Below are 12,358 nucleotides of genomic sequence, written 5' to 3'. Positions count from 1 at the left end.
TGCGCTCAGGAGAGGAGATCAGGCCATCGGTCCGGAGGCACTCCCTCCGGGTACCGCTGGGCCGCGGCGCGGATGGCGATGGGCGTCAGCGTGACGATCTCGTCGGTGTCGCCCGCGTCCTCGTCGTCGCCGGCCACGCGACGCAGTTCCCCGGCCTGCTCGGTGGTCGCGCAGTCCCACAGCACGCCCACGAGACCTGACGCGTCCGTGTCCTCGAATTCGTCGAAGGACTCCTGCTCGGGCATGAGATGGCGGCTGCGGTCGACGTAGGGCAGGTGCCGTACGCACTCGGTGAGGAACGCCGCCTTCAACTCCGGCACGGCGGCCTGCGGTTCCGGAACCGGCTGCCGCGCACCCTCGCGGAAGCTGCTCAGCGCCCGCGCCGCCGTCTCCACTGCCAGCGCGTCGACGTCGTCCCGGTGGAGACGGACGCCGGGGCGGCCCGCCGTCGCGACGGCCAGCAGCCAGAGGTGGACGACGTGATAGCCGTAAGCGGCCCAGGCGGCCCGGGACGCGAAGCCGGAGACACCGGCCGCCCGGGCGGGGCTCGCGTCCGGTGCTGCCGCCGTCGCGGCCCCGACGAGCCGTTGCAGGCGCTCCTCCACCGCGTCCGGAGTGAGCCGGCTTTCGACGTCGGCCCGGACGGTCCGGAGGAATCGCTCGAAGGCCGGGTGCACGCACGGCGCGGCGTCTCTGGCGGCCTTCGGCCGGGTCCTGCGTGTTGCGAGACCCCGCTCATCACTTGCGGACACGCGGACCTCCTTCTTGTGCCTCGTAGTTGTCCAGCAGGCTGCGCAACGTGGCGATCGCGTGCCGCAGATTGCTGCGGACGGTGCTCGCCTTCACGCCGAGAAGTTCGGCGGTTTCCTGCGCGGAGTATCCGTCCAGGTGGAGGGCAAGGACCTGCCCCTGCCGGGGCGGGAGACCGCGCAGGATCTCCAGCACCTTTTCGTGCTCGTCCGGTTCGGCGCGGTCCGGTGGAGCCGGTCCCGACAGGCGTGCGCTCTGCGATTCCAGAGTCCGCCGCCTGCGATTGCGCTCGGCCTTCTTGCAATACGCGTGCCAGGCGACCGTCCGGACCCAGCCCGCAGGGCTCTTGCACCCCTGCCATGTGCGCAGGAGCTCCTGCATGGCGTCCTGCGCCGCGTCCTCGGCTTCCTCATAGGTCGCCCCGGCTCTCATCAGGCTGTGCACGACTCGTGGGTACTCCGCCGTGAAGAAAGCGGCGAACACCGGCAACTCGGCGGGTATGGCCCCGTGATCTTCTCGGGGGCTCACGCAGCCACCTCCTCCGGGTCGGTCGACACCCTTATAGGTCCCTGAGAAGGCGAGTGCGTGCAATGGCCGCCGGAGCCCGCTCTTCGGCGGCCTCCGGCCACGGAACTTGCACGGGACGGGCGCTTTCCGCCCCTTCTTCGGTAACAGCCCCGATGGAGGAGAGGCCCCCATGAGTCGCCGTACCGGCACACAGCACACCGACGGCAGCGGTCCCGCCGCCCCGAAGCGCCACCCGAGCCCCACGGAGGTCGTGGCGCTCGTCAACGGCACGACGGCGAGCCTCGGAAGCGCCTACCTGCTGACGTCATCGGTCCTGATCACGGTGCTGGCCGGAGTGCTGGCGGCGGCCGTCGCGGTCCTGCACTTCGTCTTCGGCTCCTGAGCGGTCACTTGAGGGCGTCGTAGCCGATCTGCAGGAGGTCGGCGGCGGAGATGACGGTCATGCCCCCGGCCACCCACCGCGTCGTCACGGGCATCAGCAGCAGGCCGGCGATGCCCACGGCGGACGCGGACAGGGCCGCGTACCCGCCGAGCAGCACCGTGTGGCCCAGCAGGGGCCGTTCTCCCCCGGCTTCCCCGGCGCCCTGCTCGTAGCTCCGCCGCACCCGGGTCCACCAGCTGTCGTTCCGCTGTGACCGTCGCACCGTTGCACACCGTCCTCCCAGGGCATCGTCGGCCGGGGCCGGGGCGGACGCCGGAGCCGGGCCCCTGTTTCCCCGCGGCCGTTCGCGGGGAACCGGAGTCCCATGGACCACGCTTCCCCGGACCACTCCTGCGCACCGGTGCTGGACGCTCTCGTCGCGTACCACGAGACCGGGCAGGTGCCGTTCACCCCTCCGGGCCACAAGCAGGGCCGCGGAGCCGACCCCCGCGTGCGGGAGGCGCTGGGGGACGCGGTGTTCGCCGGCGACGTCCTGGCCACCAGCGGGCTGGACGACCGGAGCTCCTCCCACCACGTTCTCGAACGGGCCCAGGCCCTCATGGCCCATGCCGTGGGCGCCGAGCACACGTTCTTCTCCACCTGCGGCAGCTCCCTCTCCGTCAAAGCGGCCATGCTCGCCGTCGCCGGACCCCACCAGGAACTGATCATCGGGCGCGACGCCCACAAGTCGGTGGTCTCCGGCCTCGTGCTCGCCGGCATCCGGCCCGTCTGGGTGGATCCCCAGTGGGACCCCGGCCTGCACCTGGCCCATCCGCCGTCCGCAGAAGCGTTCGACGACGCCTTCGACAGGCACCCCGATGCGCGGGGAGCGCTCGTCACCAGCCCCACCCCGTACGGCACCTGCGCCGCGCTCGCCGACATCGCGGCCGTCTGTCACCGCCGCGGCAAACCGCTCGTCGTCGACGAGGCCTGGGGTGCCCATCTGCCGTTCCATCCCGGCCTGCCGGCCTGGGCCATGGATGCCGGTGCGGACGTCTGCGTCACCTCGGTGCACAAGATGGGCTCCGGGCTGGAGCAGAGCTCCGTCTTCCACCTCCAGGGTGACCGCATCGACCCCAACGCCCTCAAGGCCTGCGCCGACCTCCTCGGCACCACCAGCCCTTCCGTCCTCGTCTACGCGGCGCTCGACGGCTGGCGCCGGCAGATGGCCGAGCACGGCCGGCTCCTCTACGACGACGCCCTCGCCCTCGCCGGACGGCTGCGCGAACGGATCGAGGACATCGACGGCCTGCACGTGCACGGCCGCGCCGACTTCTGCGCCCCCGGCCGGGCCGCCGACCTCGACCCCCTGCAGATCATCATCGACATCTCCGCCCTGGGCACCACCGGCTACCGGGCCGCGGACTTCCTCCGCGAACACCACCGGATCAACCTGCACGTCTGCGACCACCGCCGCATCAGCGCCCAGCTCTCCCACGCGGACGACACGCGGACCACCGGCCGGCTGCTCACCGCCCTCCTGGACCTGCCCGGGCACGCCCGCGAACTGCGCACCGACGCACGGGTGGAGGTTCCCGACCCCGCGGAGCTGCGTCCGGAGCAGGTGATGCTGCCGCGCGACGCGTTCTTCGGCCGCACCGAACTGGTGCCCTGGGAGAAGGCGGCAGGCCGCGTCGCGGCGGAGATGCTGACCCCCTACCCGCCCGGCATCCCCGCGGCGTTGCCGGGCGAGCGGCTCGGCACGGAGGTCCTGCGCTACCTGCGGAGCGGAGTGGAGGCGGGCATGGTGATCCCGGACGCGGCGGATCCCGGGGTCGAGAACGTCAAGGTGGTCGTGGAGCCGGCCCAGGACGCCTGAGCCGCGGGAGCGGCGCCGTGGTGGCGGGCGCGGTGCCGTGGCGGGTCGCGGCGACCGGGCCGGGGTGGGGGCCGGGGCCCGCTGCGGGCTGTGTACGATACGCCCGCACAATTGCACGAATTCGAAGGGCGCCGCCATGTCTGGCCCGCAGACCACCCCGGCACCGTCCGGTCCGCCGCACGGCCCGGAGGGCGCACCCCGGCAGCGCAAGCCCTGGTCGAAGCGCCGGAAGGTCGCCACGGCGGTCGCCGCCGTGGCCGTGCTGGGCGCCGTCATGCCCGACCTGCAGAAGGACGGCGCGCAGGGCACCGCCGCGGACGCGAAGGCGGCCGGTGCGAAGCAGTCCCGCGGCGCGACGCCCGGCGCGGCGGCCGCCTCCGCCAGGGCGCGCACCGCGGCGCCGACGCCACCGCCGGCCGCCGACTACCGCGGCCAGAACCTGGACGTCGCGTACGGAAAGGCCCGTAAGGCCGGATTCATCGTGAACTCCCACGACGCGTCCGAGAAGAACAAGTTCATCCGGGGCCGTACGACGTGGACCGTCTGCTTCCAGGAGGCCGGCCGGCCGCTCGGCACGAAGCCGACGCTCGACTTCGGCGTCGTGCCGAAGGACGCCCCGTGCCCGGAGGCGGACGGCCGGCCCATACCGTGGCCCACGATGCCGGAGCTGGTGTGGAAGACGTGGCGGACGGCCCGCGCCGAGGTCGTCGCCCTGGGGGTCCCCGCCGGCCGCATCGAGGCACGCAAGGCGTACCGCAACGACACGTTGCCCGACGAAGGCGAGTACGACGACTGGCGGGTGTGTGCGCACGACCCTGCCGAGGGCGCGAAGGTCCAGAGCGGCACACGGGTGACGCTCCACCTGTCGTCCAAGGACAACGGCTGCCCGGAGCCCGACCGGGGCACCGGCACGTCCGTGGACCTGCCGGACCGGGACGGCGACCGCGACCCGGACTACCGCGACCCCTTCCCCGGCGACCGCAACCGCAACACCGCCTTCCCGGACGGGATTCCCCGCCTGGGCGACTCCGGCGGCTCCGGCGGCTCGTCCGGCGGTTCCCACGGCGGCGGCCGGATCATCTGCCGCCACACCCGTTTGTGCTGACGGGCGGAGGGGGACGGACGCGCTGACAGGCCCCCGGCCGCCCGGCCGCCCCGCCCTGCTGCTCGCCGACGGCGGGTCGGCAGACCTCGGGGTGTCTCAGTAGACCGTGTGGGGCCCGGTGAAGTAGTCCGAGTCCTTGGGGCGGGAGGCGTCGCGGCCTGCGGGGCGGGGGGCCGGTACCAGGTGGGGTATGTACTTGGAGCAGTGGATGTAGGCCTCCTCGACGGTGAGGTGCACCCACATTTCCGGGCTGCGGCCGGGCGCGACGTCGGTGGGCAGGCCGGGGCGGAGACGGCGGAGGTCGCTGTCGTGGTAGAGGTGGGCGACGCCGTTGACGTGGAGCCCCACGTGGTGGTGGGTGAAGTCCACGAAGAGCATGCCGAGGTGAGGGTTCTCGACCATGTTGCCCGCGCTGGCCAGCACGCCGTTGCCGCGGAATTCGGGGTAGGCGAGGGTGTGCGCGTCGATCACGTGGACGAAGCCCGGCGGCCCGGCCCGGAAGCTGGCGTCGCACTCCCCGCGGGAGTCCGCGGTGGCCAGGAAGACCATGGCCTGGCGTCCGATGAATTCCTGCATGTCCGGCGTGAGATGGCGACGCACCTGCCGGTCGTAGAACCGGGCGGCACGGTCCGCGGTGCCCATGTGCTGCTGCAGCTGGTGTTCACCCGCTGATCCGAAGGGCGGCGGAGGCATGGTCACGAAGGGGTCTCCTGGCAGGTGACAGGTCGGATGCGGAGGGGGAGGCGCGGCTCGGGAAGGAACAGGGAGTGAACGGGACGGCGGTCAGGTCGCCGACAGGACGGGGGTCTCGAACGGGTCGTGATGGATGCGGTCGGCCCGGGTGCCGCCGAGGGTGAGCATCTCCTTGGCGGAGGCGACCATCTGGGCCGGGCCGCTGAGAAAGACGTCGTGCTCGTACCAGGGCCCGTACTCGGCCAGTACGTCCGGCAGGGAGCCACGGATTCCGGGAATGTACTCGTCGGAGACCGCGCCCTTGATGGTCAGCCAGTGGTGCCGCTGGGCCATCCTCAGCATGTCGTCGACCCCGTACAGCTCGGCCCCGGTCCGGGCGCCGAGGAAGAGGTGGACTTGCCGGTATCCCCCGCGGCGGGCGACCTCTTCGATGAGCGCGCGGACCGGGGCGAGACCGGTGCCGCCGGCCACGAAGACCAGTTCGCCCTGGTCGGCCACGTCCAGGGTCATGTCGCCCATCGGGGGCCCGAGCCGGATGACGTCCCCCACCACGGCCCGGTGCACCAGCGCCTCGCTGACCGAGCCGCCGGGCACGGCGCGCACGTGAAAGGTGAGGGTGCCGTCCTCGCGGGGCGCGTTGGCGACGGAGTAGTAGCGCCACCGCTTCGGCCACCACGGCGTCTCGACGCTCGCGTACTGGCCTGCGGCGTACTCATAGGGGATATGGGGACGCACGGTGATTTCGGCGATGCCGTGGCCGCGCGAGACGCGGTGCACGACCGTGGCGGGCCACACGGCGGGCCGTACCGCCTCGTCCTCCTCGGCCGCACCGATCATGACCTGCGCGACCGTGCCGTAAGCCTTCGTCCAGGCGGCGGCGATCTCCGGGGTCCACGCGGAACCGGCGTAGCGGGCCAGCGTGGCGAGGAGGCATTCGCCCACGGCCGGGAAATGCGCGGCTTGCGTGCCGAACTTGCGGTGATCGCGGCCGAGATGTCCGCAGAATCGGACGAGGTTCTCGGGGTCGTCGACCAGATCCACGATGCGCAGCAGCGCGCGCAGGAGGCGGTCGCGCTGGGCGTCCATCCCTTCCGGGAACATCGAACGGACTTCGGGATAGCGGGCGAACAGGACTGCGTAGAAGTAGACCGTTATCTCCCCTGCGAGGGGTTCGACCACCGAGAGGGACGTCCTGATGAGGGCTATCTCGTGGTCCGACAACGGCGCTTCGGCGGTCTTCGGCTCTTCGGCATGCACGGCCTGGACGCCATGGGCGGCCTGGACGTCGTGGCCGGTCCGGGCACCATGACCGGCATGGACCGGCTCGGGGTACTCCTGGTATTCCGAGTAGTCCGGGTACTGCGGGGACTCCTGGTACTGCGAGTACTCCTCGTACTGCGGGGACCCCTGGTACTGCGGGTACTCCCGGTGCTCCCGGTATTCCGGGGCCGGGCGTGTGGGCGCGCTGCTCGGGCGACCGATCCGGAATCTCAACTGTCCAGGGCCTCCTCGGCGGATCTCGGTCGGCAGCAGAAGGCGGTGTGGAAGGCGAACGGGGCCGGCATGGGTCCTCATCGGGGTGTGGAGTCAAAGAAGCGGACTAGCCACTTCCGGATGCCCCCCGATCCTTGGGGAGCTTCACGAGGTGCGGAAGAGCCACATCCGCCAGAAGCCGGCGCGACTTCTTGTGGAACCACGCTGGCTGAAAATGATCGCTGTGATGACTTGAAGGCACATATCGAACAGCCCGCGGCGGCACCGGGGCCGCTCGGCGCACCGGCCCTCATCAGCGAAAGGTGCACCCGTGCCCCGGTCTGATCACGAACGCGCGGTCCAGTCCTTTTGCACCTGCTCGCTCTTGTCCTCCAGCCATTGGACGATCCGCAGGTCATGACGCTCGCCGGTCAATTCGTTGAGCTGGGGCAGGCCTGCCATGCTGGTGACGTTGACCTCGGTGAGCCGGCCCCCGATGACGTCGATGCCGACGAGGTGCAGCCCGTCGGCGCGCAGGCTCGGACCGATGCGTTCCGCGATCCGCAGGTCGTCCTCGTCGAGATCGGTGGCGTGCACCGTGCCGCCGGCGGCCATGTTGGCGCGGAAGTCCCCGCCGGAAGGGCGGCGCAGGAATCCGCCGAGCGGCCGGCCGTCGAGGAGGAGGATCCGCTTGTCCCCCTCCGCGACCTCGGGCAGGAACGCCTGGGCCATCGCGAGGCGGCTGCCCTGCGCGGTCGTGACCTCCGCGATCGAGCGGGCGTTGGGGTCCCCCGGGAGCACGGCGAGGGTGCCGCGGCCCTTGAAGTCGGACAGGGGCTTGAGCACCGCGCCGTGCGGCTGTTCCCGGGCGAAGGCGAGAAGCTGCTCCGGGTCCGCCGACACCAGCGTGGGAGGTGTCACGTCCGGGAACCGGCAGGCGTAGAGCTTCTCGTTCGCCTCCCGCAGCCCCCTGGGGTGGTTCATCAGTACGGTGTCGCCGCGCAGGTGCTCCAGCACGAGCGTGGAGGTCAGGATGTCGTACGGCGGGTCGATGCGCACCAGCACCGCCGTGGCGCCGTGCAGGTCCAGCACCGCCCGGGCACCGAGCACGGGGAGGCCGCCGTCGAAGGCGACGGGACGGGCGGCGGCGCGGACCCGCGCGTACACCAGGGACAGGTCCGTGGCCAGGCAGTGCCACACGTCGTGCCCGCGCTCGACGGCCCCGCGCATCATGGCGACGGAAGCGGCGTGCTCCGTGCCGTCGCCGAGCGGGTCCATGACGAAGACGAACATGTGCCTCCTTCTCGGGCTTCACCGGGCCCGGCACGCGGGCAGCCGCCGGGAGCGTGCCCCAGTGCGGTGACGGGCGTCCATACCCGGGAGACGGAACCGGTCATACGGAAGGGCAGGGACCGACGCCGCCGCCCCTCCGTCAGGCGATACGGCCCCGGGCCGGTCCCCCGCGGTCGACCGCACAGGCGGGCCGCTTCGGCGGCGTCACCGCCAGGGCACGGGGCCGGGCCGCGGGGGCAGGAGCCGGGGCGGGCTCCCCGGAGCGTTCCCCGGGCGTCTCCGGTACGGCGGCGGCCGGGGCGGGTTCCGCCGCGCCTGCCGACCGGCGTTCTTCACGGCGCGGCCGGCGAAGGCGCCCTTCCCGCTCCCTCCGGGCCCCTTGCCCGCCGCGTCCCCCACTTCCTCCGGAGCCGCTGGGCACGACGGCAGCCGCATGCCCGGTCCGACGAGAACTGCCTCACCGGATCAGCCTTTGAGGCCGTAGAAGTGGATTGGTGTGTTCGGCCTGAACCCGATGCGCGGGTACACGGGGGCTCCGGCGGCGGTGGCGTGCAGCGTGGCGCGGGTCAGCCCGGTGGCCCGCGCACCTTCGTACAGCGCCTTGCGCGTGACCGCCTCGCCGTAGCCCTTGCGCTGCCACTGCGGGTCCGTGGCGACGAACGCGACGAACAGGCGGCCTTGTGCTTCGACCGTGGCGGCGCACGCCACCGGTTCGTCGCCTCGCATGGCCAGGTAGGCGTACACCTCGTTCTTCCAGAGCGCGGATCCGACCAGGCCGTCGCGGCCCTCGTCCAAGGGGAACCCGTACGCGCGTGATTGGAGGTCGGCGTATGCCTGCAACTGCTCGTCGGTGCGCACGCGGGCGAACGTCAGGTCGGGGTGGGCCGGCTCGGGGATGGGGAGCAGGTCGCCGGCCATGCCCGTACCGGGGAAGGCGTACTGGAGGCCGGCCTGCTCGGCTGTCGCCTCCAAAACGGAGCGGGCCTCGTCGTCGAGGAGGTCTTCGAAGAGCCACACGAAGCCCGGGTGCTTCTTCGTCCGCATGATGTCCGCGGCCTGGCTCAGACGGTGCCTGACGAGCTCTGATCCCGCTTCCGCCTCGGTCAAGGTGATGCAGTTGAAGAACCCGAACCGGCTGTCGGCCCAGCGGACAGCGATGCCCGGAAGGTCGCGCACGTCCGCGTCCGGGTCGCGGTCGAGCACCATGGTCCGCCACGCCGTGGTGAGCTGCTGTACCGATTCGATGGACTCCGCGGAAACGGTCACGGTGCCTCCATGACGTGTTGTGTTCGGAGAGGTCCCTGAGCAGGTGATGGATGCTACCGGGCATCTTCGGTCCGGTCGCGGGCGTTCGCCGCGCTGGAGCGGGGCACTCCGTAGGAGCGGCGTCCGAAGCGCCACCACGCGGCGGCCATGGCGAGGGCCACCAGCAGGGCGACGGGTGTGTAGTTGAAGCTCGCGGCGGTGACGGGGCTGGACTGCGGCAGCAGGAACAGCACTGTTGCCCCGGCTGCCCAGAGCACTGCCACCCAGCCGATCGGCCGGCTCCAGCGGCCCAGGTGCCAGGGCCCGGGGGTGAACCGGTCCCGGTGGCGCAGTCGCAGCAGCACCGGGATGGCGTAGGCCGGGGTGAAGCCCACGACGGAGATCGCGGTCACCGCCGAGAACGCCGTGGCCGAGTACAGGGACGGCAGGGCGAGCACGAAGGCGACACCGACGGCGAGCCGGACGGCGTTGGCCGGGACGGCCGTACGGCGGCTGACCTTCTGCCAGCGTGCCGAGCCGGGCAGGGCGCCGTCCCGGGCGAAGGCGTAGATCATGCGACTGGCGGAGGCGGTGACGGTGTAGCCGCACAGGAACTGCGCAACGATGATCACCAGCAGCAACGCTTTCGCCGTCGCCACGCCCAGAGCGTCCAGGAAGATCTGCGCCACCGGCACCCCGGTCTCGCTGCCCAGCGTCGCGGCGTAGTCCTGGATGGCGAACAGCAAGGCGGCCAGCAGGACACCGCCGGCGATCCAGGACACCGCCACCGAGCGGACGATCCCGCGCGCCGCGGCCACGGAGGCGCCACTGGTCTCCTCGCTCAGGTGGGCCGAGGTGTCGTAGCCGGCCAGGGCGAAGCAGGGCAGCAGCATGCCCAGCAGGATCACGTACACGGGGCTCGACCAGCCGGTGTTGTTGGTGAACTCGGAGAACACGAAGCCGGCCGGCTGGTGGTGAGAGGGGACGAGCGTCAGGGCGCCGATGATGGCGACGGCCCCGGCCAGGTGCCACCACGCGCTCAGGGAGGTCAGGACGTTCATCAGCCGGGTGCCGAAGAGATTCAGGACCGCGTGCAGCGCGAGGATGACCGCGTAGAGGACCAGCAGGGATTCTGGCGTCGGCACGTAGCCGAACTGCAGGTTCGCCCAGGCGGCGGTGAAGGTCGCGATGCCGTAGTCCTGGGCCGCGATCCCGCCGAGCAGCCCCAGAAGGTTGAGCCAGCCGGTGTACCAGCTCCACCGATCACCGCCGAGCTGGCGGGCCATGTAGTACAGGCCGCCGCTGGTGGGGTAGCGGGAGGTGATCTCGGCCAGCGCCGCGGCCAGGCACAGCACCAGCGGCCCCACGGCCAGCCACCCCCACACCACCGCTGCGGGCCCACCGCTGTTCAGGCCGTAGCCGAAAAGCAGCAACGCCCCGGACATGATGGAGATGACCGACAGGGAAGCGGAGAAGTTACCGAAGGCGCCCATGCGCCGGTGTAATTGCTGGGTATAGCCGAGCTCCTTGAGTATGCGCTCGTCGTCGTCCGGCGGCTCGGACCGCTGCCATCGTGCATGTGCTGATGTACGCATCGAGAACCTCCGCACAGGGAAGAGCAGAAAGGCCACCGGTAACGGACTAACGGACCATGTCGGTGCTTCTCCGGTGTTCGCGTATCGCGTGCACGTCGTAGCGCGTGAAGTCGCCGACGACGCAGACGAGTCTCGGGGGGCGCCACAGCACATGCGGTGCGACCGCTGACCCGTGGCGGTCACGGGCCAGGTGCGCTCCACGCCCTGCAACAGCGAGGGCGGTCTTTCGTCAGGGGCTCGGGCATGGCCAATCTTGTGGACCGTGCATCTGCTGTCAAGGCATCTGTGCCGCGAAGGCCTCGTACGCCCGCTCGTCGAACAGCACGAAGCGGACCTCCTCCACCGACGTCTCCGTCGCCCGGACCGCCTCGACCGCGATGCGGGCCGCGTCCTCGACCGGCCAGCTGTACACCCCCGTCGAGATCGCCGGGAAGGCGACGGTCTTCGCGCCCAGCTCGTCCGCTACGCGGAGGGACTCGCGGTGGCAGGAAGCCAGGAGGTGGGAGCGGTCCTCCTGCTGCGAGTACACCGGGCCCACCGTGTGGATCACCCATCGGGCCGGGAGGTCGCCCGCCGTGGTGGCGACGGCCTTGCCGGTGGGGAGGCCCTTGCCGTAGTGGGAGGCGCGCAGGTCGCGGCAGGCGTTCAGGATCGCGGGGCCGCCCGCGCGGTGGATGGCGCCGTCGACGCCGCCTCCCCCGAGGAGCGAGGAGTTCGCCGCGTTGACGACGGCGTCGACGTGCTGCTGGGTGATGTTTCCCTGGACCAAGGTGATCGTGACCATGGGGCCATCCTCCTGGACGGCGCCGGAAGGCGGGAGCGGGCCCGGCCGGGCCCGCTCCCGCCCGAGTGCGTCAGATCGGGTACTGCACGCTCCGCACCGGCGGGTTCGTCAGGTGGCGGCCCGCGCCGAGGGTGCCCGCGCGCCGCGTGCAGTGGCGGTCGGTGAAGTAGACCAGGGTGCGGCTGGTTCCGTTGGTGAGGCGGCGGATCTTGGCCCGGTTCTCGGTGAGCAGGCTGTAGCACTTGCCGTCCTGCGGGTCCTTCTCGCGCCTGCTCACGGCCTCGCGCAGGCAGGCCACCCCGGTGATGCCGGTGCCGGCTTTGCAGCGGGAGTAGTCCACTGTCAGCGTGCCGTTCGCGGCGTGCGCCTCGGGTGAGGCGGCGAGGGTGGTGAGCAGCAGGACGGACACAGCGGTGCCCAGGGCGCGGCGGATACGCACGGGAGTCCTTTCGTGGTGACGGGACGGTGCCTCCAGATATCCACGGACGCTGATCCATCCGGCGGAATCACCCGTCGGTGGGCGCGGCATTGCGTCGCACCCACGAGGCGGGAACACCCGATCGACCGGCCGGAGCGGCTCGGCGTGATCTCGCGGCGGTCACGCTTCGGCCCGGACCGGGCACCACTCCCCCGGCCCGCCGGGCCGGGAGCT

At 71.6% G+C, this 12,358-nt stretch carries 13 protein-coding genes and 1 pseudogene; 3 read left to right on the top strand and 11 right to left on the bottom strand.

What is annotated here, in order from left to right; genetic code table 11:
- Positions 1 to 5 precede the first annotated feature (5 nt).
- Positions 6 to 752 carry a hypothetical protein gene (locus ACFPP6_RS19130; RefSeq protein ID WP_382043578.1) on the bottom strand — a complete coding sequence of 249 codons (747 nt, stop codon included), beginning with the start codon at positions 750 to 752 and terminating at the stop codon, positions 6 to 8.
- A complete protein-coding gene (locus tag ACFPP6_RS19125; protein WP_382043575.1) occupies positions 739 to 1,278 on the bottom strand; it encodes an RNA polymerase sigma factor in 540 nt (179 codons plus the stop codon). Before ACFPP6_RS19125 ends, ACFPP6_RS19130 begins: the two co-directional genes overlap by 14 nt.
- A 169-nt stretch (positions 1,279 to 1,447) precedes the next feature.
- On the opposite strand from ACFPP6_RS19125, the gene ACFPP6_RS19120 reads away from it, so the two are divergent.
- Positions 1,448 to 1,660, top strand: a complete 213-nt coding sequence (locus tag ACFPP6_RS19120) for a hypothetical protein (protein ID WP_382043572.1) — start codon at positions 1,448 to 1,450, stop codon at positions 1,658 to 1,660.
- A 4-nt stretch (positions 1,661 to 1,664) separates the two neighbouring features.
- Here ACFPP6_RS19120 and ACFPP6_RS19115 read toward each other — a convergent pair whose 3' ends face one another.
- On the bottom strand, positions 1,665 to 1,922 hold the full coding sequence (locus tag ACFPP6_RS19115; RefSeq protein ID WP_382043569.1) for a hypothetical protein: 258 nt from the start codon (positions 1,920 to 1,922) through the stop codon (positions 1,665 to 1,667).
- A gap of 102 nt (positions 1,923 to 2,024) precedes the next feature.
- On the opposite strand from ACFPP6_RS19115, the gene ACFPP6_RS19110 reads away from it, so the two are divergent.
- Positions 2,025 to 3,518 carry an aminotransferase class I/II-fold pyridoxal phosphate-dependent enzyme gene (locus tag ACFPP6_RS19110; RefSeq protein ID WP_382043566.1) on the top strand — a complete coding sequence of 498 codons (1,494 nt, stop codon included), beginning with the start codon at positions 2,025 to 2,027 and terminating at the stop codon, positions 3,516 to 3,518.
- A gap of 136 nt (positions 3,519 to 3,654) precedes the next feature.
- Positions 3,655 to 4,623, top strand: a complete 969-nt coding sequence (locus ACFPP6_RS19105; RefSeq protein WP_382043563.1) for a PASTA domain-containing protein — start codon at positions 3,655 to 3,657, stop codon at positions 4,621 to 4,623.
- 96 nt (positions 4,624 to 4,719) lie between these two features.
- Here the strand turns inward: ACFPP6_RS19105 and ACFPP6_RS19100 are convergent, their stop codons facing one another.
- The 8 genes and pseudogenes from ACFPP6_RS19100 to ACFPP6_RS19065 all read right to left on the bottom strand — a co-directional run bounded on the left by ACFPP6_RS19100 (position 4,720) and on the right by ACFPP6_RS19065 (position 12,145).
- Positions 4,720 to 5,316, bottom strand: coding sequence for a pyridoxamine 5'-phosphate oxidase family protein (locus ACFPP6_RS19100; RefSeq protein WP_382044014.1), 597 nt, complete (start codon positions 5,314 to 5,316; stop codon positions 4,720 to 4,722).
- A gap of 90 nt (positions 5,317 to 5,406) precedes the next feature.
- The gene (locus ACFPP6_RS19095) at positions 5,407 to 6,810 is read right to left on the bottom strand and encodes a globin domain-containing protein (protein ID WP_382043560.1); all 1,404 of its coding nucleotides are present in this window, start codon (positions 6,808 to 6,810) and stop codon (positions 5,407 to 5,409) included.
- A 324-nt stretch (positions 6,811 to 7,134) separates the two neighbouring features.
- The gene (gene gshB, locus ACFPP6_RS19090; protein ID WP_382043558.1) at positions 7,135 to 8,082 is read right to left on the bottom strand and encodes a glutathione synthase; all 948 of its coding nucleotides are present in this window, start codon (positions 8,080 to 8,082) and stop codon (positions 7,135 to 7,137) included.
- 465 nt (positions 8,083 to 8,547) lie between these two features.
- On the bottom strand, positions 8,548 to 9,348 hold the full coding sequence (locus ACFPP6_RS19085; protein ID WP_382043555.1) for a GNAT family N-acetyltransferase: 801 nt from the start codon (positions 9,346 to 9,348) through the stop codon (positions 8,548 to 8,550).
- Positions 9,349 to 9,401: 53 nt separating this feature from the next.
- A complete protein-coding gene (locus tag ACFPP6_RS19080) occupies positions 9,402 to 10,922 on the bottom strand; it encodes an amino acid permease (protein WP_382043552.1) in 1,521 nt (506 codons plus the stop codon).
- Between the two features lie 49 nt (positions 10,923 to 10,971).
- Positions 10,972 to 11,115 (bottom strand): annotated as a pseudogene (locus ACFPP6_RS19075) (DUF5655 domain-containing protein); the annotation flags it as partial.
- An 81-nt stretch (positions 11,116 to 11,196) separates the two neighbouring features.
- The gene (locus ACFPP6_RS19070) at positions 11,197 to 11,706 is read right to left on the bottom strand and encodes an O-acetyl-ADP-ribose deacetylase (RefSeq protein WP_382043549.1); all 510 of its coding nucleotides are present in this window, start codon (positions 11,704 to 11,706) and stop codon (positions 11,197 to 11,199) included.
- Between the two features lie 70 nt (positions 11,707 to 11,776).
- A complete protein-coding gene (locus ACFPP6_RS19065) occupies positions 11,777 to 12,145 on the bottom strand; it encodes a hypothetical protein (protein ID WP_382043546.1) in 369 nt (122 codons plus the stop codon).
- Positions 12,146 to 12,358 lie beyond the last annotated feature (213 nt).

It is taken from the genome of Streptomyces aureoversilis (assembly GCF_042657885.1).
In the GTDB taxonomy this organism is placed as follows: domain Bacteria; phylum Actinomycetota; class Actinomycetes; order Streptomycetales; family Streptomycetaceae; genus Streptomyces; species Streptomyces aureoversilis.
Note: the sequence above shows the minus strand (reverse complement) of the source record. Positions and strands in the feature narration are given on the sequence as shown.

What these genes read in the sequence shown, in the direction of transcription:
- ACFPP6_RS19100 (WP_382044014.1), bottom strand. Translation starts at nt 5,316, where the DNA reads ATGCCTCCGCCGCCCTTCGGATCAGCGGGTGAACACCAGCTGCAGCAG.
- ACFPP6_RS19080 (WP_382043552.1), bottom strand. Translation starts at nt 10,922, where the DNA reads ATGCGTACATCAGCACATGCACGATGGCAGCGGTCCGAGCCGCCGGAC.
- ACFPP6_RS19070 (WP_382043549.1), bottom strand. Translation starts at nt 11,706, where the DNA reads ATGGTCACGATCACCTTGGTCCAGGGAAACATCACCCAGCAGCACGTC.
- gshB (WP_382043558.1), bottom strand. Translation starts at nt 8,082, where the DNA reads ATGTTCGTCTTCGTCATGGACCCGCTCGGCGACGGCACGGAGCACGCC.
- ACFPP6_RS19105 (WP_382043563.1), top strand. Translation starts at nt 3,655, where the DNA reads ATGTCTGGCCCGCAGACCACCCCGGCACCGTCCGGTCCGCCGCACGGC.
- ACFPP6_RS19120 (WP_382043572.1), top strand. Translation starts at nt 1,448, where the DNA reads ATGAGTCGCCGTACCGGCACACAGCACACCGACGGCAGCGGTCCCGCC.
- ACFPP6_RS19110 (WP_382043566.1), top strand. Translation starts at nt 2,025, where the DNA reads ATGGACCACGCTTCCCCGGACCACTCCTGCGCACCGGTGCTGGACGCT.